This window comes from Ensifer adhaerens, assembly GCF_001270265.1.
In the GTDB taxonomy this organism is placed as follows: domain Bacteria; phylum Pseudomonadota; class Alphaproteobacteria; order Rhizobiales; family Rhizobiaceae; genus Ensifer; species Ensifer adhaerens_B.
This window is the reverse complement of sequence record NZ_LGAP01000007.1, coordinates 84,395-109,112: the sequence shown is the minus strand read 5'-3', so window position 1 is coordinate 109,112 and position 24,718 is coordinate 84,395. Positions and strand designations below refer to the sequence as shown.

Annotated in this window: 25 protein-coding genes, 1 tRNA gene and 3 pseudogenes; 9 read left to right on the top strand and 20 right to left on the bottom strand. The window is 60.5% G+C overall.

Annotated elements, in window-relative coordinates; all coding sequences use genetic code 11:
* Positions 1 to 173 precede the first annotated feature (173 nt).
* The 4 genes and pseudogenes from AC244_RS38070 to AC244_RS14050 all read right to left on the bottom strand — a co-directional run.
* Positions 174 to 448 (bottom strand): annotated as a pseudogene (locus AC244_RS38070) (type II toxin-antitoxin system prevent-host-death family antitoxin); the annotation flags it as partial.
* Entirely contained in the window at positions 424 to 678 is a 255-nt protein-coding gene (locus tag AC244_RS37145) for a hypothetical protein (RefSeq protein WP_053249449.1), read from the bottom strand. The gene AC244_RS37145 and the pseudogene AC244_RS38070, both read right to left, overlap by 25 nt.
* Positions 679 to 942: 264 nt before the next feature.
* Entirely contained in the window at positions 943 to 1,233 is a 291-nt protein-coding gene (locus tag AC244_RS14055; RefSeq protein WP_053249448.1) for a type II toxin-antitoxin system RelE/ParE family toxin, read from the bottom strand.
* Positions 1,230 to 1,478, bottom strand: a complete 249-nt coding sequence (locus AC244_RS14050) for a CopG family ribbon-helix-helix protein (protein ID WP_010875306.1) — start codon at positions 1,476 to 1,478, stop codon at positions 1,230 to 1,232. The genes AC244_RS14055 and AC244_RS14050 overlap by 4 nt, the downstream gene beginning before the upstream one ends.
* A gap of 133 nt (positions 1,479 to 1,611) precedes the next feature.
* Here AC244_RS14050 and AC244_RS14045 point away from each other — a divergent pair.
* Positions 1,612 to 1,687: transfer RNA gene (locus tag AC244_RS14045), tRNA-Ile, on the top strand.
* Positions 1,688 to 1,958: 271 nt separating this feature from the next.
* Here AC244_RS14045 and AC244_RS14040 read toward each other — a convergent pair.
* Positions 1,959 to 2,858 (bottom strand): AraC family transcriptional regulator, encoded by a 900-nt coding sequence (locus AC244_RS14040; RefSeq protein WP_053249447.1) that lies wholly within the window; start codon positions 2,856 to 2,858, stop codon positions 1,959 to 1,961.
* Between the two features lie 168 nt (positions 2,859 to 3,026).
* On the opposite strand from AC244_RS14040, the gene AC244_RS14035 reads away from it, so the two are divergent.
* From AC244_RS14035 to AC244_RS14025, 3 genes are read left to right on the top strand one after another with little or no spacing between them, the layout of a single operon-like run.
* Positions 3,027 to 3,785 carry an SDR family NAD(P)-dependent oxidoreductase gene (locus tag AC244_RS14035; protein ID WP_053249446.1) on the top strand — a complete coding sequence of 253 codons (759 nt, stop codon included), beginning with the start codon at positions 3,027 to 3,029 and terminating at the stop codon, positions 3,783 to 3,785.
* Between the two features lie 47 nt (positions 3,786 to 3,832).
* The gene (locus AC244_RS14030; protein WP_053249445.1) at positions 3,833 to 4,507 is read left to right on the top strand and encodes a glutathione S-transferase family protein; all 675 of its coding nucleotides are present in this window, start codon (positions 3,833 to 3,835) and stop codon (positions 4,505 to 4,507) included.
* Between the two features lie 51 nt (positions 4,508 to 4,558).
* Entirely contained in the window at positions 4,559 to 5,266 is a 708-nt protein-coding gene (locus AC244_RS14025; RefSeq protein ID WP_082366848.1) for a cysteine hydrolase, read from the top strand.
* Here AC244_RS14025 and AC244_RS35225 read toward each other — a convergent pair.
* The 6 genes from AC244_RS35225 to AC244_RS14000 all read right to left on the bottom strand — a co-directional run bounded on the left by AC244_RS35225 (position 5,162) and on the right by AC244_RS14000 (position 10,370).
* Positions 5,162 to 5,389 (bottom strand): MurR/RpiR family transcriptional regulator, encoded by a 228-nt coding sequence (locus AC244_RS35225; RefSeq protein ID WP_234716940.1) that lies wholly within the window; start codon positions 5,387 to 5,389, stop codon positions 5,162 to 5,164. The genes AC244_RS14025 and AC244_RS35225 overlap by 105 nt on opposite strands.
* A gap of 77 nt (positions 5,390 to 5,466) precedes the next feature.
* Positions 5,467 to 6,486 carry a Gfo/Idh/MocA family oxidoreductase gene (locus AC244_RS14020; protein WP_053249444.1) on the bottom strand — a complete coding sequence of 340 codons (1,020 nt, stop codon included), beginning with the start codon at positions 6,484 to 6,486 and terminating at the stop codon, positions 5,467 to 5,469.
* A gap of 28 nt (positions 6,487 to 6,514) precedes the next feature.
* Complete coding sequence (locus AC244_RS14015) at positions 6,515 to 7,309, bottom strand: hydroxypyruvate isomerase family protein (protein ID WP_053249524.1); 795 nt, start codon at positions 7,307 to 7,309, stop codon at positions 6,515 to 6,517.
* Positions 7,310 to 7,391: 82 nt separating this feature from the next.
* Positions 7,392 to 8,180, bottom strand: a complete 789-nt coding sequence (locus AC244_RS14010; RefSeq protein ID WP_053249443.1) for an ATP-binding cassette domain-containing protein — start codon at positions 8,178 to 8,180, stop codon at positions 7,392 to 7,394.
* Positions 8,180 to 9,301: an ABC transporter permease gene (locus AC244_RS14005; RefSeq protein ID WP_053249442.1), complete on the bottom strand. Its 1,122-nt coding sequence runs from the start codon at positions 9,299 to 9,301 to the stop codon at positions 8,180 to 8,182. The genes AC244_RS14010 and AC244_RS14005 overlap by 1 nt, the downstream gene beginning before the upstream one ends.
* A 118-nt stretch (positions 9,302 to 9,419) precedes the next feature.
* The gene (locus AC244_RS14000; RefSeq protein WP_053249441.1) at positions 9,420 to 10,370 is read right to left on the bottom strand and encodes a sugar ABC transporter substrate-binding protein; all 951 of its coding nucleotides are present in this window, start codon (positions 10,368 to 10,370) and stop codon (positions 9,420 to 9,422) included.
* Between the two features lie 180 nt (positions 10,371 to 10,550).
* Here AC244_RS14000 and AC244_RS13995 point away from each other — a divergent pair, with 180 nt between their 5' ends.
* Complete coding sequence (locus tag AC244_RS13995) at positions 10,551 to 11,546, top strand: LacI family DNA-binding transcriptional regulator (RefSeq protein WP_053249440.1); 996 nt, start codon at positions 10,551 to 10,553, stop codon at positions 11,544 to 11,546.
* A gap of 126 nt (positions 11,547 to 11,672) precedes the next feature.
* Here AC244_RS13995 and AC244_RS13990 read toward each other — a convergent pair whose 3' ends face one another.
* The 4 genes from AC244_RS13990 to AC244_RS13975 are packed head-to-tail and all read right to left on the bottom strand — an operon-like array spanning position 11,673 to position 17,576.
* Positions 11,673 to 12,506, bottom strand: coding sequence for an SDR family NAD(P)-dependent oxidoreductase (locus AC244_RS13990; protein ID WP_053249439.1), 834 nt, complete (start codon positions 12,504 to 12,506; stop codon positions 11,673 to 11,675).
* Positions 12,507 to 12,517: 11 nt separating this feature from the next.
* Positions 12,518 to 13,345, bottom strand: a complete 828-nt coding sequence (locus AC244_RS13985) for a TetR/AcrR family transcriptional regulator (RefSeq protein ID WP_152975946.1) — start codon at positions 13,343 to 13,345, stop codon at positions 12,518 to 12,520.
* A 5-nt stretch (positions 13,346 to 13,350) separates the two neighbouring features.
* A complete protein-coding gene (locus tag AC244_RS13980; RefSeq protein ID WP_053249438.1) occupies positions 13,351 to 16,464 on the bottom strand; it encodes an efflux RND transporter permease subunit in 3,114 nt (1,037 codons plus the stop codon).
* Positions 16,464 to 17,576, bottom strand: coding sequence for an efflux RND transporter periplasmic adaptor subunit (locus AC244_RS13975; RefSeq protein WP_053249437.1), 1,113 nt, complete (start codon positions 17,574 to 17,576; stop codon positions 16,464 to 16,466). Before AC244_RS13975 ends, AC244_RS13980 begins: the two co-directional genes overlap by 1 nt.
* Positions 17,577 to 17,673: 97 nt before the next feature.
* On the opposite strand from AC244_RS13975, the gene AC244_RS13970 reads away from it, so the two are divergent.
* From AC244_RS13970 to AC244_RS38840, 3 genes and pseudogenes are all read left to right on the top strand, one after another.
* Positions 17,674 to 18,264 carry a TetR/AcrR family transcriptional regulator gene (locus AC244_RS13970; protein ID WP_053249436.1) on the top strand — a complete coding sequence of 197 codons (591 nt, stop codon included), beginning with the start codon at positions 17,674 to 17,676 and terminating at the stop codon, positions 18,262 to 18,264.
* A 74-nt stretch (positions 18,265 to 18,338) separates the two neighbouring features.
* A complete protein-coding gene (gene fabF / locus AC244_RS13965) occupies positions 18,339 to 19,607 on the top strand; it encodes a beta-ketoacyl-ACP synthase II (protein WP_053249435.1) in 1,269 nt (422 codons plus the stop codon).
* Between the two features lie 53 nt (positions 19,608 to 19,660).
* Positions 19,661 to 19,831, top strand: a pseudogene (locus AC244_RS38840) (hypothetical protein); the annotation flags it as partial.
* A gap of 335 nt (positions 19,832 to 20,166) precedes the next feature.
* Here the strand turns inward: AC244_RS38840 and AC244_RS13960 are convergent.
* The 3 genes from AC244_RS13960 to AC244_RS13950 all read right to left on the bottom strand — a co-directional run bounded on the left by AC244_RS13960 (position 20,167) and on the right by AC244_RS13950 (position 21,950).
* Complete coding sequence (locus AC244_RS13960; protein ID WP_053249434.1) at positions 20,167 to 20,664, bottom strand: GNAT family N-acetyltransferase; 498 nt, start codon at positions 20,662 to 20,664, stop codon at positions 20,167 to 20,169.
* Positions 20,661 to 20,957, bottom strand: coding sequence for a DUF1778 domain-containing protein (locus AC244_RS13955; RefSeq protein ID WP_053249433.1), 297 nt, complete (start codon positions 20,955 to 20,957; stop codon positions 20,661 to 20,663). The genes AC244_RS13960 and AC244_RS13955 overlap by 4 nt, the downstream gene beginning before the upstream one ends.
* A gap of 369 nt (positions 20,958 to 21,326) precedes the next feature.
* Positions 21,327 to 21,950, bottom strand: coding sequence for a hypothetical protein (locus tag AC244_RS13950; RefSeq protein ID WP_053249432.1), 624 nt, complete (start codon positions 21,948 to 21,950; stop codon positions 21,327 to 21,329).
* 86 nt (positions 21,951 to 22,036) lie between these two features.
* Between AC244_RS13950 and AC244_RS35210 the strand changes: the two genes are divergently transcribed.
* A complete protein-coding gene (locus AC244_RS35210; RefSeq protein WP_321166227.1) occupies positions 22,037 to 22,537 on the top strand; it encodes a recombinase family protein in 501 nt (166 codons plus the stop codon).
* Between the two features lie 294 nt (positions 22,538 to 22,831).
* Here the strand turns inward: AC244_RS35210 and AC244_RS38065 are convergent.
* Together AC244_RS38065 and AC244_RS13935 are read right to left on the bottom strand one after the other, a co-directional pair.
* Positions 22,832 to 23,644: pseudogene (locus AC244_RS38065) on the bottom strand (IS5 family transposase); the annotation flags it as partial.
* A 183-nt stretch (positions 23,645 to 23,827) separates the two neighbouring features.
* Positions 23,828 to 24,676, bottom strand: coding sequence for an SDR family NAD(P)-dependent oxidoreductase (locus tag AC244_RS13935; protein ID WP_053249429.1), 849 nt, complete (start codon positions 24,674 to 24,676; stop codon positions 23,828 to 23,830).
* Positions 24,677 to 24,718: the final 42 nt, after the last annotated feature.

Below are 24,718 nucleotides of genomic sequence, written 5' to 3'. Positions count from 1 at the left end.
ATTCCTGGCGAGCGGTTACGTCGAATGACGCACCGCAGGTATTAGCGGGTCATGTTGTTGAAATGAATGTGTAATTAAGTAGCGAGGCTTAGCAGAAACCTGTTCTGACTCCCCCAAGAGCCTTGCTGCAATTTATGATATTTTAGGAATATGTTGTCAACCAGAATTTGCGTCTACACGCAACTTATCCGGATTGGCCCTGGCATCTTATTCAACCCAACAATGCGGCAGTTGCGGAAACCAAAAACCCTACCCATCTTTGCCGCACGTAGCGCCGAACGTTCGCCTGCGGAAGGTTCGACTGCGGCGAGCTCGTCCGCGTCCCAGGCGCTCGTCAGCTCGGCACAACGCTCGCGCCGCATCAAGCGAAGATAATTTCATAGGCGATCAGAACCGTCCGCGGGCGACCGTTCTTGGTGATAATCAACGGTTCGCGTATCGCTGCATCTCCGGATTGGTGATCTTGAAACCGTGCTCGGCGGCAAGCTCGACGGCGAGCGCGTGAGCCCCATTTCTGTGAGGCGACTTGCATCGGTCCCTCCAGTGTTGCAGACCAGCTTCAACCTCAAGACAGAGGAAATAGCGCTTCATGGCGAACTGAGTTGATCCCGGAAATCGATTGAGCAACATGGCCGGATACTGCCCCAGCACCAGCACGGCGCATTCCAGTCGATACATTATGCGATCCTGAACGCACAGAACGGGAACAAACGTGGCACGTCATGCGATCCATTCGCAACTGGAAACCAAGATTGGGCTGACCGCTTCCAGTTTTCCGTCGAAAACCTGCACTTCCCGTCTGATTTTGACCAGTGATGACGTCCCGGGGAGTGGGGTGGCATGAGCGCCGTGCTTTTCGGACGGAGCCGGGAACAGGTCACCTTGGCGTAACGGGCAGGCTGATGAGCGGATCATCGCGCCGACGCGTTTTGTTGGTCGTGACTAGAGAACCTGCGGCCATTGCTGGTGAGCGTGCATGACGGTGAGGATCTCGACGTCTCGACTTATGCGGTAGGGAATGATGTAGGGAATGTCGGCCAGCCCGAGCTCGCGCGTGCTCTTGATGCGACCAGGCCGCCCACTGGCAGGGTACTCCGCTAACGCATCCACGGCAGTGACAATCCGCGCCACGACGCGAGCCGCCGCATCCGGATCGTCTTTCTCGATATACGCGCCGATCTCATCAAGTCGCCGCAACGCCCGCAGCGTCCAACGAATACGCTTCCGACTCATGATTGGCGAGCAGACTTGACGTACTTCCTGACGACTTTCGCCACATCTTCATCGCTGGCGAACTCACCCCGGTCGGCCTCGGTCAACCCGGCTTCAATCTCGGCAAGCTGCCATTCCTGCTGCTCAACGAAAGCTTCGATGGCCTCTGCAGCCATATAAGAGCGGGACCGATCCAGCTTCTCAGCGAGCTGATCCAGCTTGCTCGCGGTTTCATCTTTTACACGCACGGTAAACGCAGCGGTCATGGGATCTAACCTTCCTTGGTTCACTTTGATTATCGATGAACCGCACTGGTGCGTCAAGGTTCAAAACACTTCTTCAAAGCATCCGCTGCGCGACTGATCCATCGGTTTTTCTGTGCTTAGAAACGTCCTGGTGGGGCCTGTAGCTCAATGGTTAGAGCCGTCGACTCATGACCGATTGGTTGCAGGTTCGAGTCCTGCCGGGCCCACCATACCACCATACTGATCGCCAAACGTGGCCAGGATTTTTTTGGCCCAAACGTGAATCCTAGCAACAAGCCGTCCGCCGCGCTCGTGAAGTAAGGACTCCCTTCCCTCACTGTGGACTTGCCTCGGGACGCGATCTAAGCGGACCACCAATTTGTTACGCAGGGGCGGCAAGTTCGCGCCCTCATCTCGGTCGCCCATGGCCGCCTCATCAACTCTCGTAAGCGGACGTTCGTTCGGCCGCCGAGCATCACACAGACGATGCAAGATGGTCGATTACGCCGCTGCTGAGCTGCCGATCGCCTGCCTGAGCTGACGTACGTCGCGCACCGGTGGTGCGCCAAACTGCCGAAGATATTCGCGACTGAATTGCGAGGCGCTTTCGTAACCTACTGCAAAGGCTACATCTGAAGCGGTTCGGTCACCGGAGAGTAGCAGTTGTCGCGCCTCCTGTAGGCGGAGCTGCTTTTGATACTGGATCGGGCTGAGCCCCGTCAGTGCCACGAAGTGCCGGTGCAGGCTGGCGCGGCTCATACCGCTTGCGTCGCACAAGGCCTCGATACGCAGCCGCGTGTTCTGGTGGTCGCGGATCCATTCGACGGCACGCCGGATACGGCCGAGCGCCCCCTCGGGCCGGGCGATATTGCGCAGCAGGTGTCCCTGTGGGCCTTGCAAGAGACGATAAAGCAATTCACGTTCCGCCATCGGCGCCAGAACCGGAATGTCGCCCGGCGTGTCGAGCAACGCCAGCAGGCGCAACAGCGTGTCGCGCAGCGGCGGGGTCATCGGATTGATCGCGATCCCGATGCCAGGCGCATCATCGTCGCGCACCGGCGGCATGGTAGACGCGACCTCGGCGAGCAGTGCGGGATCGAGGACGAGCGAAACCGCGACATAGGGCCGGCCGTCATCGGCATCGTGGATCTGGCCGCTCAGCGGCAGATCCAGCGCGCTGACGAGATACTGCGCGGAGTCGTAGCGCAACAGATTGTCGTGGATCGCCACATCCTTCGCCCCCTGCAGGATGAAGCAGATCATCGAGCGGTAGAGGCACGGCGCCGTGCCGGAGGTCGCTTGTCCCACGCCGATCTCCAGTCGCTGGATCGGCGTAACGGTCACCCCCGATCGCGCATGGCGCAGGGCGAGATCGATATGTGGCTGGAGATGCTCGGTCATAAGCCTTCTATGGCACTGTTTGTCGAACAATCAAAGACCTTGAGACAATCGGGCAATGAATTGCGAGCATTGGGCGGGCGGGCGCGGCCTGCTCGGCCTATCTGGTTGGCATCGGAACCACGCCGCAGCGGTGCGGCCTTCCGGCGAGACCAACCCAAAGGACAGATCATGACCAAGCAGATCGCACTCATCACCGGCGCCAGCCGCGGCCTCGGCCGCAACATGGCGCTGCATCTTGCCAAGCGCGGCGTCGCCATCATCGGCACCTATCGCAGCGGCGCGGCAGAGGCCGATACGCTGCGCCAGGAGATCGAGGCACTGGGCGGCAAGGCAGCGATGATCGCCCTCGACGTTAGCGTGTCGGCGAGCTTCCCGGCGTTTGCCGCGACGGTCGCCGACACGCTGAAGACAGAGTTCGGCCGCGAGCGCTTCGACTTCCTGGTCAACAACGCCGGCCACGGCCTGTACTCCCTCCTCGCCGACGCGACCGAGGAAGAGTTCAACTCGCTGATCGACACGCACCTGCGCGGACCGGTCTTCCTGACACAGAAGCTGCTGCCGCTGATCGCGGACGGCGGGCGCATCCTCAATGTTTCGTCGGGCTTCGTGCGCGTCACGATGGCAGGCTACGGCCTCTATGCGGCGGCGAAGGCGGCGATCCAGACGCTGACCAAGTTCATGGCGGTCGAACTGGGCGCGCGGCAGATCCGCGTAAACACGATCGCGCCCGGCGCCATCGCGACCGACTTCGGCGGCGGCGTCGTCCGCGACGATGCGAAGGTGAACGCCTTTGTCGCGCAGACCATCGCGCTCGGCCGTGTCGGCCAGCCCGACGACATCGGCGGCGCGGTCGCAGCCATCCTGTCCGACGACATGGGCTGGGCGAACGGCACCACCTTCGACATCTCGGGCGGTCAGGCGATCTAACGCTCGCGCTCCTTCATCTGTAATTGCCGTCCCATTGAGAGGCCATCATGCCCGACCCCAGCCTAACACTCATCAGCCACCCGCTCTGCCCGTTCGTTCAACGCGCCGCGATCGTCCTTCTCGAGAAGAGTGTGCCTTTCGAGCGGATCAACGTCGACCTCTCGGCCAAGCCCGACTGGTTCCTGGCGCTATCGCCGACCGGCAAGGTCCCGCTGCTCAAGGTGCACCAGGCCGACGAGGAGGACGCCATCCTCTTCGAAAGCGTGGTGATCTGCGAGTATCTCGACGAAACGCAGGGCGGCGCGTCGATGTATCCCGACGATGCGCTGCTGCGCGCTCGGCAGCGCGCGTGGATCGAGTTCGCCACGCAGACCTTGGCCGATGGCTGGCAGTTTCTCAACGCCACCGATCCGGCGACCGCGGATGCCAAGCGGGCCGCGTTCCGCGACCGACCCCAGAAGCTGGAGGCGGAGCTGGGGTCGGGGCCGTATTTCGCTGGTCCCGCCTTCGGCTTGGTCGATGCGGTCTCCGCCCCGCTCTTCCGCTATTTCGCGATCATCGATTCCGCGGTGTCGCAGGCGAACTTCGAAGGCTTCCCGCGTGTCTCGGCGTGGCGGGCGGCGCTGGCGGGGCGCCCCAGCGTCAAGGGCGCGGTGGTCGAAGACTACTCCGAGCGCTTCCGCCAGCATCTGCGCCGTCAACAGGCGCTGATCGCAAACTGACATCGGCCCCAAGGTCGAGCGGCCGAACATCATTAACCAAAGAGTATCACCATGACCGACCACGCAATAAATGAAGCCGGTGCAAAGAGCGCGCTGATCCTCATCGAATATCAGAACGACTGGCTCGCCCTCACCGGCAGCATCAACGGCCAGTTCCAGGACCGCGAGCAGTTCGACTTCGCGGTCGCCAATTCGAGGAAGGTTCTCGAAGAGGCGCGCCGTCGCAACATGGAGGTCATCCACGTCAGGATGGTGCTCGAACCGACCTACCGGGTGCTGGGCGAAGGAAAGTACGGCTTGCGCAAAATGGCGCGCGACTATGGCTCGTTCCTCGGCGAGCAGACCGAATTCTTCCCAGGCTTCGAACCGCTCGACGGCGAATATGCCATCAGCGAGCGCACCGGCGGCAGCAGCGCCTTCGCCGCGACCACGCTCGACAGCTACCTGCGCAATAGCCGGATCTTCGACATCTACGTCATGGGCTTCGCGCTGCGGCAATGCGTCGAGTCGACCGTGCGCAACGCCCACGATCTCGGCTATCACACCAACGTCATCTACGATGCGTCGGCGGCCTTCACCAGGGAGCAGCAGACCTCGTTCCTGAGCGACATCGCACCCTTCTACGCACCATTTCGCATCAGGAGTGCACCAGTTCTAGGAGTTAGACACCCTCCTCAGATGCTGCTGAAAAAACAGCTTCAAATCACGGAAGCTGTCAAAGCCAAGGACGGTAGCCAGACGTGCAACCGTGGTCGGTGAGACGGAGCAGGCGACAGCGACTGAGCGGGTGCTGCCAAAGGCGACAAGGTCCGGCTTAGCCAATGCCGTACGGGCAACCCGCTCAAGCTGCTTCGAAAGTTTCAGAGTCCTGCATGCGAACATACCCCTAAGCTCCGTTACATCACCAGGACGTCTCGTCGCCTCTTTCGCCTTCATGACCATGTCTCCAAAGTCGTTTCTCATTTCAGCGCTACAGGCGCCTTCCTCTCGACGGACTCGATGCAGGCAAGGGCAATCGCGAGTGCCTTACGCGCGTCGAGACCGCCCGGTGCCTCGGTGATCTCGCCGCGACGAACGGCTCTCACGAATGAAGCAAGCTGCGCGGTATAGCCATGCACGAAGTGCTCGGTGTCACGACGCCAGGTATCGTTCGAGGTGCCGTTCTTGTCGAATAGCGTCATGCTGGAGCGGCGCACATCTCCCATCGTGACCATACCACCGGAACCGAACACTTCGCCGCGGATGTCATAGCCATACATTGCGCAGAAGTTCGCCTCGGCGACAGCAATCGAGCCATTGTCGAAACGGATAGTGACAACGGCCGTGTCGTGGAAACCCTTGTCGCGGAAATCCGGCCGGACGAGTGCGTCGGCAACCGCCATGACCTCGACCGGCTTTGCATTTGGGTTCAGCCAAAGCAGCGTGTCGAAATCGTGGATCAGCGTTTCGTAGAAGATCGTCCACTGCGGGATCCTGGCCGGGTCGGCACCAAACGGACCGGGATCGCGGGTTAGGGATCGCAGGAGCTGCGGCACCCCGATCTTGCCGGCATCGATGGCGGCACGCCCGTCCGCAAAGGCCTGATCCCAACGGCGGTTGAAGCCAACTTGGAGGGGAATGCCAGCGGCGCGAGCAGCAGCGATTGCTCGGTCGGCCTCCTCAAGCGTCAGCGCCATCGGCTTCTCGCAGAAGATCGCCTTGCCGGCCTCTGCCGCCTGGACAAGGACATTGGTGTGGAACCGCGCCGGTGTGGCGATGATGACGGCATCGAGATCCGGGTGGGCAAGAAGGTCTGCAACGTCGGTGTAGGAGCTTTCGACGTCGAGCTTGTTGGCGAGCGCGGCGGCAGCACCCGGTGCGGGATCCGCGATGGCGACGAGTTCGGCATCGACGAGGCGACGCGCCACGGTCTCACCGTGGAAGGAACCGATGCGACCGGCGCCGATGAGGCCAATATTGACGGTTTTATTCTTGGGCATGGGATTTGATCCTGTGGGGTTAAAAATGTCAGATGGTGAACGCGGTGCGGAAGGCCTCGAGCGCTTCTTCGGGGTCGCCAGCGGCCCAGGCCTCCATACCAATCGGGCCGGAATAGCCCATGGCATTCAGGGCTTTTGCGATGCCGTTCCAGTTGACCTCGCCGGTTCCGGGCTCAAAGCGACCGGGAGCGTCAGCCACCTGGATCTCGCCGATCCAGGGTAGGCACCTGCGGCAGAGCTCGATCAGGTTCCCCTCGCCGATCTGGGCATGGTAGAGATCGAGATTGAGACGAAGTCGCGGGTGATCGACACTGGAGACGAGTGCCAGCGTGTCTTCAGCGCGACCGAAGGGGACGCCCGGATGGTCGACCGGGAGGTTGAGGTTCTCGAGCGTAAACGTGACGCCTTCTTCCTCGGCCATATCCACGACGCGGCAAAGCGTATCGCGTGCCTTTAGCCACATGGCGCCCGTGACGACTTCGATCGGCTGTACCGGCAGGCCCCTGTCTCCGAGGCCCGTGCCGTGAAGATTGAGCCGCTGAACGCCGAGCCGCTTTCCAACCTGCGCGGTCTCGCGCGCCGTCCTTAAGAGTTCTGCGGCGCCCTCATCGTCCGTGAGGCGACCGATGAGGTAGCCGTTCATGATCGTGAAGGTCGCGCCGGTCGCTTCCAGCTTGTTGAGATCGTGCTCCGGCCAGTTCCAGAGGCCGACGCCGAAACCCATTTCCTTGAGGCGCGAAGCACGCCACTCGATCGGTTTGTCGCGCCAAAGCATCTCTGCGCAGGCGGCAAGTGGGAAGGGAGAAGTCTTGGGCGCACTCATGGTGGATTCCATATTTTTGGACATGACTTTGGGTGGAGCGGCGCAAAGGGTGCCGCACCGACAGACTGGAATGTGAATTCGATCAGATCGTTCCGCCGAGCTCTTCCGAGAGGGATTGCAACTCCTTGCCACCGGCCATCAGATTCTGAAGCTCTTCGATGCCGATCGCGTCCTTGGTGTACGTCCCCAGCGTCTTGCCGCGATTGAGCACCGTGAAGCGGTTGCCGACCGCATAGGCGTGGCGAACATTGTGGGTGATGAAGATCACGCCGAGACCCTTGGCGCGGACTTGGTTGATGTACTTCAACACCATCGAGGTCTGGGCCACGCCGAGGGCCGACGTCGGTTCGTCGAGGATCAGCACTTTTGCCCCGAAATAGACCGCGCGGGCGATCGCTACGCATTGCCGTTCGCCGCCCGAAAGCGTGCCGACCGCCTGCTGTGGGTCGCGCACGTCGATGCCGATTTTGTGCATCTCGTCGCGGGTCACATTGTCGGCCTCATCCATGTTCATGCGCTTGAACGGACCGAAACCGGTCAAAGGCTCCCGCCCCATGAAGAAGTTGCGGGTCACCGACATCAGCGGGATCATCGCAAGGTCCTGGTAGACCGTGGCAATGCCGGCATCGAGCGCGTCGCGCGGGCCGGAGAAAACCCGGGGCTGGCCATCGACGAGGAAGTCGCCGGAGGTCGGCTTGTGCACGCCGGCAAGTGTGTTGATCAGGGTCGATTTGCCGGCACCATTGTCACCGAGCAGGCATAGCACCTCGTTCGGATAGACATTCATGGACACACCATTGAGGGCGATGACCGAGCCGAAATGCTTGACGAGGTTCCTCACCTCGACGAGGGGCGTCTGAGATGTGCTCATCAGCGTTCTCCCGTGACGCGTTTGCGGATGACGTTGTTGAAGACGACGGCGGTCAGCAGCATGCCGCCGAGGAAAACGAGATACCAATCCTGGTCGATCGACGTGTAGGTCAGGCCAATCAGCACCATACCGAAGACGATCGATCCGAAGAAGGCACCGATGGCGGAGCCGTAGCCGCCGGTCAGCAGGCAGCCGCCGATGACCGCCGCGATGATCGCCTCGAACTCCTTCTGAAAGCCGCGACGCGCGTCCGTCGAGCCCGCGTCGAGCACCGTCAGGATGGCGACCAGGGTGGCGCAAAGGGCGGTGACGACGAAGAGCGTCGTCTTGACCCTGGCAACCGGCACGCCCGACTTGCGCGCGGCGCGCGGATCACCGCCCGCTGCAAAGATCCAGTTGCCGAAGCGTGTCCTCAACAATACCCAGGTGGCGAGAAGCGCGATGGCGACGAACCACAGGATCTCGACCGGGATGCCCGGAACCTTCGGCGTGCCGTTCGGGAAGGTGTCAATGACACCCACCTTCGCAAGCCAGGTGAACAGGCCGGGAAAAGCGTCTCCGGAGAAGAGCGGTGCGAGCGGGCTGCCGGCCACAGCCTCTTTCATGCCCCGAAGTTGCGTTGCGCCGCCGCTTGCCCATTTCAGGCCGACGAGCGTCAGACCGCGCAAGATGAAAAGAAAGGCAAGCGTGACAATGAACGAAGGCAGACCCGTGCGCATGGTGAGCTGCGCGTTCGTCACCCCGATAAAGACTGCAAAAGCAATCGCGACAAGAATCGCCACGCTCAGCGGCACCTGCCAGACGACAAGCGCTGTGCCGAAGACGAGACCGGCAAAGGCGACCATCGAGCCGATCGACAGGTCGAACTCTCCGCCGATCATCAGGAGGGCCGCACCGACGGCGAGAATGCCGAGCTGGGCGGCTGGCGCCATGAAGTTTACGACACCCGCCAGCGTAAACATGGCGGGGTTCGCGGTCAGCAGGAAAAAGACGGTTACGAGCACCAGACCGGCGACGGCGCCGAGTTCGGGACGCCGTAGAACTCCGGTTAATGTCGATACCTTCTTCAGCCGCTCGTCGGATCTGGCAACAGACCCCTTCTGTTCGTTGGCGAGGGTCATGGTCGTACCTCAGCAGTATAGTTGTTATCCGTGCGCGATCCGTCCCGTTCACGCTGTGCGCGGAGCGGTCGGGCGATGAGGGCAGCTCCCGCCGGAGCGAGAGCTGCCACGGTTCCGTCTAGCGGATACCCTGGGAGGATTTTTCGATAACGGATGCGGCCGCATCCTTTTCGACGAAGCTCGGACCGGATGCCACGTTGCCGGCCGGAATGGTTCCGTAACGCGCATTGAGTGCCAGGAACGTCACGGGCAGATAGCCTTGCAGGTAGGGCTGCTGATCGACAGCAAACAACGCCTTGCCGTCGGCAACGGATTGGAGAAAGCCTGCCGAGAGGTCATAGGAGGCAACCTTTACCTTGTCGCCAACACCCATCTTCTCGACGACGACGACGGCGCGCTCACCGACGAGCGGAGCGGACAACCCGAGCACCACATCGATCGACGGGTCGGAAGTGAGTGCCGCCTGGATCTTTGCTTCGATCTCGGCCGGGTCGGCGGTCGTCGGCAGGATCGTCATCTTACCACCTTCAAACCCCTGCTCCGTGCCGGCGCAACGCTGGTCAAGTGCGGCATTGCCAACTTCCTGGTTCACGCACAGCACATGCTTGAGGCCGAGCGACTTGAGCTTGGCGCCCACCTTGATGCCTGCCGGAAGTTCGTCCTGGCCAACATGCAGCTTGATACCAAGCTTTTCGGCTGCAGAGATGCCAGAATTCATCGAAATGACCGGGATGCCCGCGGCAACCGCCTTCTCGATTGCCGGACCGAGCGCGTCCGGATCCGGGTTCGAAATCACGATGCCGGCAGGGTTCTGGTTCGCGGCAGCTTCAATGAGCTGCGCCATCGCCACCATGTCGAAGGTCTCCGGCGCCCGATAGTCGACCTGGACATTGCTGTCCTTGCCTGCCTGCATGATGCCGTTCTTAACGATCGACCAGAACGGATCGGACGCCTGGCCATGCGTTACCGCGATGATGGTCGGTTCCTGAGCTTTTGCACTCACGGTCAACGTGGCGGCGACGCCGATAACGACCGCGCCGACTGCGAGCTTCTTCAGAATGGATTTCATTTGTTCCTCCTCCAGTCGCCAACCACTCCACCGGGTGGCGATATAGCGAATGCTACCGGGTGCATTTTCTTTGCTACCGGGTGCAAACAGGTGCATATTACGCAGAGATGATTTAAAAGCAAGCATTCATTTCATCTGAAATTCGAAATGGAATGTGTATTCCATTTCACAGGGGGCTCCATGCGCAAACGGGCGACGGCGAAAGAAGTGGCGGATGCCGCAGGTGTTTCGAAGTGGACGGTCATACGGGCGTTCACTCCGGGTGCGTCGATTGCCGAGGAAAGCAAGCGCAAGGTCCTCGCAGCGGCCGCAGCGCTCAACTACTCGCCGAACTTGCTTGCCCGCAGCCTCGCGACGAATTCCACCAATCAGGTGGCCGTCTTTGTCGATGACTTTTCCAACCCTCAGAAGTTGCCCTTCCTCGAAACATTGACCGAGAGACTGCAGGCCGAGGGGCTGGTTGCCGTACTGATCAATATCAACACCCACTTCGACCACGTGCACGCGCTGCTTCACGCCGACCAGCGCCAAGTCGACGCCGTCATCTTGTTCGGTACGGCGTTTCGCAGCGAGACGCTGAGCGATCTGCAATTGGGCCGGGGGACGCCGCCCATGTTCGTGCTCGCGAGAGACAGCCAGATCGAGGGCGTGCCGGCCGTTGTGTGTGATGCCGAACTGGCGCTGCGGGAGATCGTCGATCATCTGCACGAAAGGGGATACCGCCGCCCCGGCTTCATGACAGGCGCAACAGCGCTCTCCACCGCCCTGAGGCGACGGCAACACTTCGCCGACTTCTGGAAGCAGAAGGGCGTCGACGAGATCGCGGTCCTTTCAGCGGAAAAATACAGTGCAGAAGCCGGAGCCGTAGCGGTCCGCAGCTATCTCGAACAGACCGCCCGCGCCGACCGGGTCGACGTTCTGATGTGCGAAAATGATATCCTGGCGCTCGGCGCGATGGATGAGATCCGCAGCCGTTTTGGTTTGCGGATCCCCGAAGACATCGCCGTTGTCGGTTTCGACAATTACGAATTCTGCGGGTCGCCAGCCTACAGCCTCACCACATACGAGCAGCCGCGCCAGGAGATGATCCAGGTCATCGTTGGGATGATTGCGGGTCGGCTGGAGCCTGAGACGGTGACACTGCCAGGCACCCTCGTGATCCGCACCTCCACCTAAGGCGCCGTCGTTAGCGGGGTCCCGGTCTAGGCGAGCACCCAGCGTCCAAAAACCTACCCCTGATGAGAAACCATGATGTCGCAGGGCCCAGATCGACAGCGTGCGAGGCGGCAACCGTTATCGTTTCTATGGCCCCAGAATTCGCTTCATTGACGCCCGCTGCATGGAACGCGGCGTCAGGCGATGTGAAAATGCAACGATGTTGTTCATGAACCCGGCAATCACGGACGCCTGCCCTTGTGACAGCGCTCGCAGACCGGTCACCGCGACGGGACGGGGTTTCATCGTCAGAAGGCGCAGCGTGGCCGAGACCGGGGCGCCGGCCGCTGCATCGAATCCCGTTTCAGTATGCCCCGGGCAAAGACTGGTGACGATCACCCCTTGCGGACGAAGTTCGTCGTGCAGAGCTTCTCCAAAGGCCAGCACATAAGACTTCGTCGCGGCGTAAGCAGCAAAGTTGGGAACAGGCTGAAACGCCAAGAGACTGGCAATGAGAAGGATCTGCCCGGATCCCTGGGCTGCCATGTCTCGCCCGAAAACATAGCTTAGCTCGGTGAGCGCCGTGATGTTGAGCTGAATCATATCGGTCGTGCGCTCGAGCGGCGTTTCCAGAAATTCGCCGTGCAATCCGTATCCGGCATTGTTCACAAGAATGTCGATCTTTAGCGCCCTCTCATCCAGGCTGCTTTTCAGACGGCCAGCGGCTCCAGGCGCGGCAAGATCGATGGGCTCAACAAGGATATCGACGCCATGTTTCCGGCGAAGATCCCCGGCGAGCTTTTCCATTGGCTCCCTTCGCCGGGCAGCGAGCACGAGATTGACCTTCTGCGCCGCCAGCAGTTCGGCAAATTCGAGCCCAAGGCCGCTTGATGCGCCTGTGATGAGGGCCCGTTTCCCCGAGGCGGCATCCAAGTTTTCAACAACGGAGATTTGTGTTCCCGTATCAGCGGTGTGTTGCATCTGTTTTCCTTTCAAGTAACTGAGTCATGCCTTCCGCAACTGCCATCAGGTTGCCGCCCCTTGGGCGGGCTGTTGGGCAAACTCCCCAACGCCGAGGGGCGGCCAGGCGTGTTCCCCAGGGCCCGCAATACAAAGCGGGTCTGAGCTTCGAGTTCATCCTCCACATCCTCGTCACCGCCAATCCGTTGCTCTATGAGCCCCGGGTGAACGAACGAGATAATCGCTGCCATGACGCACCGAGCAGCATCACCAGCATCACGGCTTTTAAGTTCCCCGGCCTCCAAGCCCTCACGAATGGTCGCTTCAAATATCTTCGTCATTTCATCGAAGTACCACTTCGCGACCTCCCACTTGCCCTCTATGGCGGCGACGAACAGCTCCTGAGTGTGCCGTTCTTCCGCTAGTTGCAACTGAGTATGTCGATGAAGAGCGGCAAACATATCAGCAAGCCTGCTGCCTGCCGGAGCGCTCTCGCGCGAGATTTCGCGCGCAACGTCGAGGGTCCTGTTGGCGATCTGGGCACAAACACTCTCATTGATTGCCGCTCTCGTCGGAAAAAAGCGGTACACGTTTGCTCGGCTTACACCCAGGTTGAACGCTATGTCAGCAACTGTTGTCTTGCGATGACCGATACGGCGAATGTGCTCTTCCGCGACATCCAGAATAAGCTTGCGCCACCGTGCCAAAACCACACCGTCCGAATCCGTGGAAGATAGCTCGAGCGCTTGACTATTCGGCTTATGTCCCTGGGACGCCCAATGGGCGTCCCAGACCATCGATGCTGAGCCGCTGTCTTTTTCCTTCCCAGGATCAGCCAGGCGAGTGCATAGACTGGACATGAGGGTCACTCGGCCGCAATCGCCAGTTTAAGGTTGGGAGCCTCCTCCCCGGACTGCTGATGCGACTCCCTCTTAGGCGGCTTGATGCGGAACCAAGTTGCGTAAAGCGCGGGAAGGAACAGCAAGATCATCACCGTTCCGACGGCCGTGCCGCCGATCAGTGTGTAGGCCATGGATCCCCAGAAGACCGAGTGCGTCAGCGGAATAAAGGCGAGCACGGCAGCAAGGGCAGTCAGGATGACGGGCCTTGTTCTCTGCACGGTCGCTTCAATAACCGCATGATAATCATCGAGACCAGCCGCCTGATTCTCCTTGATTTGTTCCGTCAGGATCAAGGTATTGCGCATGAGGATGCCCGCCAAACCAATCAGCCCGAGGATGGCGTTGAAACCGAAGGGCTGATTGAATATGAGCAAGACTGGAACCACGCCGGCGAGCCCGAGCGGCCCCGTCAGCATCACCATCGTCATAGTCGACAGGCTGCGAACCTGAAGGATGATGACAATCAGCATGGCGGCAATCATGGCCGGGAAAATCTGGACGAGTGCCACGTTTGCCTTCAGCGACTCTTCGATGTTGCCACCCATTTCGATGCGGTAGCCCACAGGCAAAGTGGCGATCAGCGGCTGAAGTGCCTTCAGAACCTGCTGCGATACTTCCGGCGGCTGGGTCGCTTCGTTGATGTCAGAGCGGACGGTGATGACCGGAGTGCGGTCACGGCGCTTCATGATCGGCTCTTCGAAGCGGATCTCGGAGTGGCCGATCTGGTCGAGCGGGACCGGCCAGCCATTCCTGCTCATCAGCGAAAAGTCCGCCAGCCTCGACGGATCGAGCCTGTTTTCGCCGGCGCTCCGCGCGACCACGGGGACGTTACGGATGTTTTCGCGAACCTGCGTGATTGGCACTCCGCTCAGCAGCAACTGCATCTGTTGGGCAGCCTCTGCGGGAGAAAGGCCAATAAGGTTGAGCCGGTCCTGATCGGGAACAAAGCGCAGTACAGGCGTGCGGTTACCCCAGTCCCGGTTCGCCTGGCGAACGTCGGGCACAGTCTTCATGAGAGCGAGGGCTTGTTCGGAGATTTTATACAATTCGTCCGCATCCGGTCCCATGATGCGGAACTCGACTGGGAACGGCGTGTAGGGACCGAACACGAGTTGTGTCACCCGCACATAAGCTTCTGGAGCGAGTCCGCTGGCGATTGCCGCACGCAGGCGATTCTTCAAAGCCTCGCGCGCATGCGCATCGGGTGTCAGCACGACGATCTTGGCGAATGCCGGGTCCGGTAGTTCGGGCGCCATGGCGAAAAAGAAGCGCGGTGCGCCCTGACCGACGTAGCTAGTGGCGATCTTCGTTTCGGGCTGTTCCTTCAGCCAGCCTTCCAGTTTCTCGACGGTTGCAGTCGTCGTCTCGATGCTAGCTCCTTCCGGCATGCGCACTTCCACCAGAACCTCGGGACGATCCGACGTCGGGAAGAACTGCTGCTTCACGGATCCCATGCCGACGACGGAGACGGCCATGACGACGCCGACGAGACCGCAGGTGAGGAACTTGTGACGGACCGCGAACTCGATGAGGCTGCGAAGGCGCCGGTAATTCGGGGTGTTGTAGATGGCGTGATGACCGCCTTCCACCGGCTTGATCGCGGGCAGCATCTTGACGCCGAGGTAGGGTGTAAAAATCACGGCAACGATCCATGAGACGATCAGCGCGAAGCCGACGATCCAGAAGATATTGCCTGCATATTCACCGGCTGTGGATCTGGCAAAGCCAACCGGCATGAGCCCGATGATAGTGACAAGAGTTCCCGACAGCATCGGGGCTGCCGTGTGGCTCCAGGCATAGGCGGCCGCCTTGATGCGGTCCATGCCTTCTTCCATCTTCACCACCATGACTTCGATGGCAATGATGGCATCGTCGACGAGTAGACCGAGCGCGAGGATCAACGCGCCGAGTGTGATGCGATCGAAAAACCGCCCGGTCTCCAGCATGATCAGGAAGACGACGCCGAGCGTGAGCGGAACGGCAAGTGCCACGACGATACCGACGCGCCAGCCAAGGCTGACAAGACTGACGAACAGGACGACGCCGAGCGCCATGGCGAATTTCAGCATGAACTCGCCGACGGCTTCCTGAATGTTCACCGCCTGATCGCTCACTTTCGCGAGCGTCATGCCAAGCGGCAGGCTCTGCGCAATCGTCGCGGACCGCGCTTCCAGCGCCTTGCCGAGCTCCAGCCCGTTCCAGCCCTGCTGCATCACCACCCCGAGCATGATGGCGGGTTCGCCGTCATGGCGAATGAGATAGGTGGCGGGATCCTGATATCCGCGCCGTACCGCGGCAAAATCCGACAGCTTGAGGACGCGTCCGGCAACGACGATCGGCGTATCGGCAATCGACTCGACGCTGTCATATGCACCATCGAACCGAATGAAAACTTGGGGGCCCTGCGTATCGATCGATCCTGCAGGGGTCACGGTATTGCGCCGTTGCAGGGCAGCAGCGATGTCTTGCGCTGAGACCCCGAGAGTTGCCAGTTTGGAATAGGAGAACTCGACGAAAATCTGTTCCGGCTGCTCACCGAGAATATTGATCTTTTTCACGCCAGGAACGTGAAGCATGTCCTGGCGGATCGTCTCGGCCTGTCGCACGAGGTCGCGCATCGCCATGCCCTTTGCTTTCAAGGCATAAAGGGCGAAGCTGACGTCGGAATATTCGTCGTTGACAAAAGGACCAATGACGCCGGGGGGAAGATTTCGAGCTTCATCGCCGAGTTTTTTGCGCGCCTGGTAGAATTCCCCCTCCACTGCCGACGCCGGAGTGTTGTCCTTGAGCGTAACCGTCAGGAAGGCATAACCCGGCCGCGTGGTTGTTTCCACACGGTCGTACCAGGTGAGTTCCTGGATGCGCTTTTCGAGCGGCTCGGCAACGAGATCCTGCATTTCGCGCGCGGTCGCGCCCGGCCAAACGGACGTAACGGTCAGCGTCTTGATGGTGAACGACGGGTCTTCGGCTCGACCCAGCTTGACAAAGGCATAGGCGCCGGCAGCGGCCAGCAGGACGATGAAGAACAGGGTGACGGCTCGCTCACGGACGGCAAGCGCTGAGAGATTGAAGCTCATCAGTTGGCCGCCTCTGCTTTTTCCACGCCGGTGCGCACGCTTGCGCCGTCTTGAAGCAAATGCGCTCCAAGGGCAACGATCGCTTCCCCGGCCGTCAGGTTTGAGACGATGGCCCTCTCCTCGCCGAGCCGCTCGACCTTCACTTCCCGGAAATGAACGCTGGAATTCCGCTCATCCAAAACCCAGACACCCGTGCGGGCGCCGTCGTCCAAAAGCGCGCCAACGGGAACCTCGGCATGTGACTGTGCCGCTTCGTTCTGCAGGCTTATCGTGACAGTTGCCCCCAGCGGCGCAGACGCCGCAGAACCCTGCAATACCCAGCGTGTTTCATAGGTTCGGGTTTGAGGATCGGCGGCATCGGAGATTTGCCTGAGTGCCGCCTTTTCGGCCGGGCTCCGGCCATAAATGGTGGCCTGCGCTACGGCACCAATTTCAGGCCTGAGATTTTCAGGCAACCAAACGAGCGCCTCTCGAGGTCCTGCCTTTGCCAGCCGGACAACCGGCTGGCCAGCTGAGACCACCTGCCCCGGCTCGCCCAATGTCTCAACGATCGTGCCGTCCGCAGCCGCGACGAGAACCGCATAGGCCGCCTCGTTCTCGGCGACCTTCGCCTCTGCTTCCGCCACAGCGAGCTGGGCAGTCGCGGTATCGAACGCTGCCTTCGACTGTTCGTATCTCTGTGGAGACGCTGCCAGGCCGCTCTTGACGAGGGCGGCATACCGCCGCTCGTCGGCCTGCACCTGAATGAATGTTGCCCGGGCCGCAGCAACGGCATTGCGCTTTGCCGACAGGGCAAGGCGCAGGTCGGTGTCATCAATGCGCATCAAAGGCTGCCCGGCTTTGACTTCTTCGCCAAGACCGACAAGCCGTTCGACAATCTTTCCGGGGACTCGAAAACCGAGATCGCTTTGCACCCGGGCAGCAACCGTGCCGGTGAAGCTCCGGCTTACTGTGTCGGGGGTCTTGACCTTCGTCACGCTGACGAGCGGAGCCAGACTACGGGGATCCGCGGCCTCGGCTTCCTTGCTCGTCGGCGGCAGCAATAAAATTGCAGCGGCAACACCGACGAGGGCGACCACTGCCACGGTTGAGAGGAGGATTTTTCGCTTCATGACACTGGCCTTCTTGACGGTGGCGGCATAAGTCTTAGATTGCAATCTAACTCTAAAAGCATTATAGATGTCAACTGAAATCTAAAAGGAGATATTCATGAGAGTCAGTCGCGCCCAGGCCGAAGCGAACCGAGAGACGGTCATCAACGTCGCCAGCAGGCTCTTTCGTGAGCGCGGCTTCGATGGCATCGGCCTTAAGGATTTGATGAAAGGTGCCGGTCTCACCCAGGGCGGCTTCTATAAGCAGTTCGAATCCAAGGACGACTTGGCGGCACTAGCGTCGCGGCGCGCGATGGAAAGCGCGACCCGCAGGTGGTCCTCGGTCGCTGCCTCGAGCCCGGATCCGCTCCACGGCGTCATCGATCTTTATCTATCGGCGGGACACCGTGGGGAAACCGGGGACGGTTGCCCGCTGGTCGCCCTTGGAGCCGATGCAGCGCGCCAGAGCGTCGACGTTCGCAAGCCGTTTCAGGACGGCATCAAAGCCCACCTGCAGGTTCTCGAAGAACTGATGCCGGCCAGTAGTGACGATGACGATGCGTCCCGCAAGGCCATGGCGATGCTCGCGCTCATGGTCGGAGCGGTCACTCTGTCACGCATCGTGACCGATGAGAAGCTGGCAGACCGTCTGCTTGAAGCAGCAGCTGCCGAAGCAGGGCGTGTCGCGGCCACGGAGCCGGCCGAGTAACGAGCGAACAAGTTCGTAAATCGGTTCAGCATCCGCTGTCCGTGAGAATGCGAGATTTTACTTTTGGAGTCATCATGCGTCGAGTCGTCGTAACAGGTATGGGAGCGGTCAGTCCGCTCGGTGCCAACGTCAGCAGCTCTTGGAGCCGCCTGCTGGCGGGCGAGTCTGGCATCCGCCGTCTTTCTGACGAGGTTGTCGGCGATCTCCCCGCCAAGGTCGGAGGTGTTGTCCCCTCCCTGGAAGGGGATCCCGAAGCTGGTTTCGATCCCGCCAGCGTCTTACCGCCAAAGGATCAGCGCAAGGTTGATCGCTTCATTCTCTTCGCGCTGGCGGCGGCGGACGGGGCCTTGGCGCAAGCCCGATGGAAGCCTGTCTCGGAAGAGGACCGCCTCCGAACGGCGACGATCATTGCATCAGGGATCGGAGGCTTTCCAGCGATCACCGACGCGGTACGAACCGTCGACCAGAAAGGGCCGCGGCGCCTTTCGCCCTTCACTATTCCATCGTTCCTGGTGAACCTCGCGGCAGGCCAGATATCCATCCGACATGGTCTCAAGGGACCGCTGGGAGCTCCGGTGACAGCATGTGCGGCCGGCGTCCAGGCAATTGGTGACGCGGCCCGCATGATCCGGGCGAACGAGGCTGACATTGCCGTCTGTGGCGGCACGGAAGCATGTATCAACACCGTAAGCCTCGGAGGCTTCGCCGCCGCCCGGGCTCTCTCGACCGGCTTCAATGAAACCCCTGCCCTCGCCTCCCGGCCTTTCGACATGATGCGTGACGGCTTCGTAATGGGTGAAGGTGCCGGAGTCCTGGTGATCGAGTCCCTGAGCCATGCGCTGGCTCGCGCGGCTGAGCCGCTGGCCGAACTGGTGGGCTATGGAACAACGGCGGACGCCTATCACGCGACCTCCGGTCCTGAAGACGGATCCGGCGCCGCAAGAGCGATGCAAATTGCCATCAAGCAGGCTGGCGTTTCTCCATATGAGATCCAGCACCTCAACGCGCACGCCACGTCGACCCCGCTCGGCGATCGCGGAGAAATCGAGGCTATCAAGACAGTGTTCGGTTCGACAGCAGGGATCGCGGTCAGTGGCACGAAGTCCGCTACGGGACACCTGCTCGGCGCCGCAGGTGGGTTGGAAGCAATCTTCACGATCCTGGCACTCAGGGATCAGGTGGCACCGCCAACGCTGAACCTGAATGCTCCCGATCCCGCTGGCGACGGAATCGATTTTGTCGCGAACAAATCCAGGCCTGTGCAGATGGACTATGCAATCACCAATGGATTTGGGTTTGGAGGCGTGAATGCGAGTGCCCTGTTCCGGCGTTGGAGTGAATGACCGGCCTAAACAGCACAGGTCCGGAAGATGAAGCGCTATAAAACCCGCTTTTCGGGGTGGCGACGCTCAGGGGTGCCAGAAGCATTCTCGTGTCGATCGCGGCCCGTCGGGGACTGACGTTGTTCGACGTCTACGAGGCAGCGCGGTGCCTCCGTGATCAGGTCGACGCGAATCCAGAAATCACTCTGGGCGCCTATTTGATGAAACTCTCGGCGAAAAACTAAAGGTTTCGATCATAGCGACCGGCCTCAGGCGGTCGGCGGATGTGGCGATCCCGGCGGAGCCCACGCTCTGGGATAACAACAGGCTTGAAAGTCGAACGAGCCAGTCGCGAGCATCATAAACATCAGAGGCAGCAGCATGCTAAAACGCTTTTTTGAAAAGTGGAGAGAATGGGAAGAAGCCCTCGCCGGAATCGATGATCTTCAGGGGGAGGTTATTCTGAACCTTGAACGACGTGTTACCCGACTCGAGAAAGAGCTGGCCTCGTTGCGCACGATACCGCCGCGCGGGATTGAGCGGACCGCATCTTCCACAAAGGCCGAGCGAATTGACGTGGTTAGGGATTCAGCGCGCTGTTGAGATCATGCAGCCCGACCATCAGCATCATCGGATCGGACGGTGAAGGCAGGAAGCCGACCGCCTCATAGAAGGCTCGCGCATGATCGGAGATCGCATGCACCAGCAAGCCGCGGATGCCGAGAACTTCGGCGGCATTGAGCAGACGCAGGCCTGCGTCGCGCACTAATGCCCTGCCGATGCCCCGTCCCTGATAGGTCTGGTCGATGGCGAGGCGGCCGAGGACGGCAACCGGAATCGGGTCGGGCATGTTGCGCCGGAAACGACCAGGTGCTTCCGGCTGCTTCACCGCTCCGGAGGCGAGCGCATAGCAGGCGATGACACGGTTGCCCTCGCACACGACGAAGGTGCGCGATGCGCCGCCGGCCTGATTTGCGCGAGCACGACGACGCAGCCAGTCATCCAGCTCAGAGACGCCGGAATGGAATTCGGTCAGTTCGTGATGGTCGGCAAGTGGTGCCGGTGCGCTGAGCGTCACGCCTCATCCCACGGCGCTTTGGTCGTCATGGTGCGTTTCAGGCGTTCATTAGGTTGCGCGGGCGCATCGAGGCGGGCAAGGTACTCTGCAAAGATTTCGGGGTTGACCGTGAATATGGCACGGTCGAGCAGCACTTCCTCGGCGCGGCGCTCGGACGCCTCCAGCATGAAATCCGTGCGCGTCTTCCCAAGCAGCTCGGCGGCACGGTCGATCAGGTTGCGTGTCGCCGGCTTAATGCGGATATTCAGCGGCACGCTGGCTTCCGGGCTTTTACTGGTGTGTGACGTCGGCATGGAAACTCCTATCTTCACCCCATATAGCGTAATGACATCATCTTTACAAGTACTGTAATGATATTGTCGTTACGCGCTGCCGGCCTCCCGACCAGTTTTAGTTGGCCGATCTGGCAGAGAAAACGTCTGCCTCAGGCTTCTTGCCGCGAAATCCGGCCATTCTGCAGTCGGCCCCAGTTGAGACCCTCGGGTCGCATTGACCAAGTATCCGCTCCTGACGCTTCCTGGGCGTTCAAATCAAGGGCAGTAACGCGAAATCTCCACCCGACTGAGGTGACGGGAAGCCGGCAACATGCCGCCCAGTCCGGATGTCTCGTATCCCTCGCCTTGAACGGAATCGAACCGCAGCCCCAGCATTGCATCATTGCATCAGACCAAAGGCGTGTAGCACCCTCTTCGAGCGGATCCTGACCAGGATACGAGCTTCTGCCGCTTGAGCAGTGCGATATCGCGTTTTCCCGTCTTCACCGATACGCCGAAAAACTCCGCAATATGTGTTGCACGGACTTCGGGGTTCAACCTGAGCTGACGTATGAACCAACTTTGCCTGATATTCAGACCAGGGTGCCCATCAGGGACACGATCGGGGTCATCAGGGTCATCAACAGGGACACGCACAGTTCGGTCCAGACTTCCAGTTGCTCCTCCATTCCTTGGCCGGGCATTCAGCATCAATGCGCCCGCCATGCCCCTTTCCGCATAATATCGGTCCAGTAGTTCCAGACGTTGCGCGAGACCAAGAACCGTCAGCAACACTTCATCCGATTTGCGTAGAAGACGGATCAAATACAGGTCGTTCGGCCCTGTCCTGCCGCTCAACCAGTTTATCACGGTGCTTTCGGAGGCATCGGTCCAGTTCGAGATGATCCTTATGGCGGTCGCGTAGTCCCGGATCTCTGACCGCAAGGCAACGCTGATGACCTCAGCATAGTCGAATCTTGGGGGGCGGCCAGACTTGCGGACCTGAATATCCTTTCCGTTTTTGTGCAACATCTTTCCTCGATCCTCCAATACGGTTTCGCGGACGGAAGGTTATGTGAGCAACGGTTAGAAGCATCCGCATATACCTCACTCTGGCCATGCGAGGTGTGTGCATGATTGGAACAGATAGCGCGGAAATTTCTGCTGAATGCCCGGTGCCAGCCGCCCAATATTTGCGAATGTCAACCGAACATCAGAAGTATTCGACGGAAAATCAGGCGGACGCCATCCGAGAATATGCGGCCCGCAACAACATCGACATCGTCCGCACCTATGCGGACGAGGGTATCAGCGGTCTCACCTTCGAAGGGCGGCCGGGTATTCAGAGGCTGATTGCAGATGTAGAGAGTGGGACCGCGATTTCAGGCTCATTCTGGTCTATGACGTCAGCCGTTGGGGGCGGTTCCAGGATGCCGACGAAAGCACATATTACGCCTATCGCTGCAAGAAAGCCGGAGTGCGGATCGAGTTCTGCGGCGAACGATTCCAGAATGACGGCGACATCGGATCGAGAATCCAGCTCCTCGTCTCACAAAGCTCGGCTGCAGATCACAGCCGCGTGCTGTCGACCAAGGTCCACATGGGCCAGACGACCCTGATCAGAAAAGGATTCCGGCAAGGTGGCCCTGCTGGCTTCGGCCTGCGCCGGCTCCTTGTCGACGAAACGGGAAACCCGAAGTTCGAGCTTCGCCGGCTCGAACACAAGAGTATCCAGACCGATCGCGTCATTCTCGTGCCGGGACCACCGGAGGAAATCGCAGTCGTTCGCGACATCTACCGGGATTTCGTCGACCGGAGGCTGGGCGAACAGGCGATTGCCACGTCTCTGAATGGCTCTGTTGCATAAATGTAGATGAGGGCGAGGTGCTGGCAGGTAGGGTTCTGGGCTGTGGCACGCGCACGGTGACCGGGGTTCCGGTCTGAGCAAATCGGTTGAGGATAGCGGCGCAGATCTTGAGTTCGTTGACCTGCCTGTCGAAAGTTCGGGCTAAGACCTTGCCGCACAAGAGCTTGAAGCAGTGCATCTTCGTCTCGGCGAGACTTCGTCGGTGATATCCGCTCCACTTCTTCCAGATGGTTCTGCCCAAACGGCGTGTCGCTTTCAGCGCCTCGTTCCGCGCTCTTGCTCCTGGTGATGTGTCTTTCCATGGTTTTGCATTGCGTCGCACAGGAATGACGGCGCTGGCGCTGCGTCCGGCAATCGCATCGTGACACGCGCGCGTGTCGTAAGCTCCATCGCCACTGACAGCGCCGATCTGCTCGTCTTCCGGGATCTGGGCGAGAAGCTGCGACAACACAGGCGCATCGCCGGTTCGGTTGTCGCTGACCTCGATGGCCCGGATGTCAAGCGTATCAGCGTCAATACCAAGATGCAGCTTGCGCCATTGCCGGCGATAGGAGGGGCCATGCTTGCGGCGCTTCCATTCTCCTTCGCCCATCATTTTGATGCCGGTGCTGTCGATGAGGAGATGGAGTGCGCCGCCGCCGGTGCGGTAAGGGATTTTCACGTTGAGCATCTTCTGGCGCCGACACAGGGTCGTGTAATCGGGAACGGGCCAATCCAGGCCGGAAAGGGACAGCAGGCTGGAGACAAAGCCGATCGTCTGGCGAAGCGGAAAGCCAAGCAGCACCTTGAAGGTCAGGCAGGTCTGAAGGGCCGCCTCTGAAAACCGTTGTGGCCGGCCGCGCTGACCGTTGGGAGAAGCCAAGCTGCCGGTTCATTTAGATCGCAGGTATGTCCGTGACGGGTGGATTCGGGAAAGGCGGGACGCACCCGCTCAGCCCATCGCCGATCCGCTTCTGATAGAAGCTCCGGCCACAAGCAGCCAGTTCGCAGTTCGCGAGCATGAGACTGGGGCGGAGACGCTCCAGTCTCATGCTCCATCCCATCAAAGGTCGAGGGCTTGTTTCTTGGGCTCGCCTTGTGCTGCATTCGCAGCATCCTCCCAGGCTTCCCAAACGGCGAGACGCTCGGCAAAGGCAGCGCGCGCCACCGGCAGCCCTTCCGTGCCAAGGAAGATGCGCAGGGGAGGCTCCGCCGAATCCACGACCTTGAACAGAGACGCCGAGGTCGCAGCAGGATCGCCGAATTTCGTGCTTGCGCCGCCGGCGAAGACCTGTGCTCGCGTCTCGGCATAGGCGTCGATGCCCGTGGCGAGCTTCAGCGAGGACTGGCTCGAAAAGTCTGTCGCGTATGGGCCAGGCTCCAGGAGCGTGACCTTGATGCCGAACTGCGCGACTTCCTTCGAAAGACTTTCATGGAGCGCTTCGAATGCCCACTTGGAGGCGTGATAAAACCCGATGATCGGGCCGGCATAGACGCCTGCGACGCTGGAGACGCCGATGATATGACCGCTATGCTGCGCGCGCAGAAGCGGAAGGGCTGCCTGGATAACGGTAAGAGGGCCGAAAACGTTGGTATCGAACTCGGCGCGAACCTCGGCCTCGCTTCCTTCCTCGATCGCGCCGATGAGCGCATAGCCGGCATTGTTCAAGACGATATCCAGACGGCCGAAATGCGCGTGCGCCTTCGCGACGACATCGGCAACCTGATCGCGGTTGGTCACGTCCAGCGCCAAAAGCAGGACGGCGTCGCCGAACTCATCGGCAAGGGGCGCGATAGCGGCCAGAGATCGCGCGGTTGCGACGACCTTGTCACCCCGCTTGAGAGCGTCTTCAGCCCAGATGCGGCCAAATCCGCGTGAGGCACCCGTGATGAACCAGACTTTTTCCGACATATGATCACCGTTTCCATTTGAAGAGTAAGGTAGGTGCGGCGC

Excerpts from the sequence above, each read along its gene's own strand:
- AC244_RS13990 (WP_053249439.1), bottom strand. The coding sequence starts at position 12,506 with ATGCAACACACCGCTGATACGGGAACACAAATCTCCGTTGTTGAAAAC.
- AC244_RS13950 (WP_053249432.1), bottom strand. The coding sequence starts at position 21,950 with ATGTTGCACAAAAACGGAAAGGATATTCAGGTCCGCAAGTCTGGCCGC.
- AC244_RS37145 (WP_053249449.1), bottom strand. The coding sequence starts at position 678 with ATGTATCGACTGGAATGCGCCGTGCTGGTGCTGGGGCAGTATCCGGCC.
- AC244_RS13935 (WP_053249429.1), bottom strand. The coding sequence starts at position 24,676 with ATGTCGGAAAAAGTCTGGTTCATCACGGGTGCCTCACGCGGATTTGGC.
- AC244_RS14040 (WP_053249447.1), bottom strand. The coding sequence starts at position 2,858 with ATGACCGAGCATCTCCAGCCACATATCGATCTCGCCCTGCGCCATGCG.
- AC244_RS14020 (WP_053249444.1), bottom strand. The coding sequence starts at position 6,486 with ATGCCCAAGAATAAAACCGTCAATATTGGCCTCATCGGCGCCGGTCGC.
- AC244_RS13985 (WP_152975946.1), bottom strand. The coding sequence starts at position 13,345 with ATGTCCAGTCTATGCACTCGCCTGGCTGATCCTGGGAAGGAAAAAGAC.
- AC244_RS13980 (WP_053249438.1), bottom strand. The coding sequence starts at position 16,464 with ATGAGCTTCAATCTCTCAGCGCTTGCCGTCCGTGAGCGAGCCGTCACC.
- AC244_RS14010 (WP_053249443.1), bottom strand. The coding sequence starts at position 8,180 with ATGAGCACATCTCAGACGCCCCTCGTCGAGGTGAGGAACCTCGTCAAG.
- AC244_RS14035 (WP_053249446.1), top strand. The coding sequence starts at position 3,027 with ATGACCAAGCAGATCGCACTCATCACCGGCGCCAGCCGCGGCCTCGGC.
- AC244_RS13975 (WP_053249437.1), bottom strand. The coding sequence starts at position 17,576 with ATGAAGCGAAAAATCCTCCTCTCAACCGTGGCAGTGGTCGCCCTCGTC.
- AC244_RS14050 (WP_010875306.1), bottom strand. The coding sequence starts at position 1,478 with ATGACCGCTGCGTTTACCGTGCGTGTAAAAGATGAAACCGCGAGCAAG.
- AC244_RS35225 (WP_234716940.1), bottom strand. The coding sequence starts at position 5,389 with ATGTTCGCATGCAGGACTCTGAAACTTTCGAAGCAGCTTGAGCGGGTT.
- AC244_RS14015 (WP_053249524.1), bottom strand. The coding sequence starts at position 7,309 with ATGAGTGCGCCCAAGACTTCTCCCTTCCCACTTGCCGCCTGCGCAGAG.
- AC244_RS14000 (WP_053249441.1), bottom strand. The coding sequence starts at position 10,370 with ATGAAATCCATTCTGAAGAAGCTCGCAGTCGGCGCGGTCGTTATCGGC.
- AC244_RS14030 (WP_053249445.1), top strand. The coding sequence starts at position 3,833 with ATGCCCGACCCCAGCCTAACACTCATCAGCCACCCGCTCTGCCCGTTC.
- AC244_RS13970 (WP_053249436.1), top strand. The coding sequence starts at position 17,674 with ATGAGAGTCAGTCGCGCCCAGGCCGAAGCGAACCGAGAGACGGTCATC.
- AC244_RS14025 (WP_082366848.1), top strand. The coding sequence starts at position 4,559 with ATGACCGACCACGCAATAAATGAAGCCGGTGCAAAGAGCGCGCTGATC.
- AC244_RS13995 (WP_053249440.1), top strand. The coding sequence starts at position 10,551 with ATGCGCAAACGGGCGACGGCGAAAGAAGTGGCGGATGCCGCAGGTGTT.
- AC244_RS14055 (WP_053249448.1), bottom strand. The coding sequence starts at position 1,233 with ATGAGTCGGAAGCGTATTCGTTGGACGCTGCGGGCGTTGCGGCGACTT.
- fabF (WP_053249435.1), top strand. The coding sequence starts at position 18,339 with ATGCGTCGAGTCGTCGTAACAGGTATGGGAGCGGTCAGTCCGCTCGGT.
- AC244_RS14005 (WP_053249442.1), bottom strand. The coding sequence starts at position 9,301 with ATGACCCTCGCCAACGAACAGAAGGGGTCTGTTGCCAGATCCGACGAG.
- AC244_RS13955 (WP_053249433.1), bottom strand. The coding sequence starts at position 20,957 with ATGCCGACGTCACACACCAGTAAAAGCCCGGAAGCCAGCGTGCCGCTG.
- AC244_RS35210 (WP_321166227.1), top strand. The coding sequence starts at position 22,037 with ATGCGAGGTGTGTGCATGATTGGAACAGATAGCGCGGAAATTTCTGCT.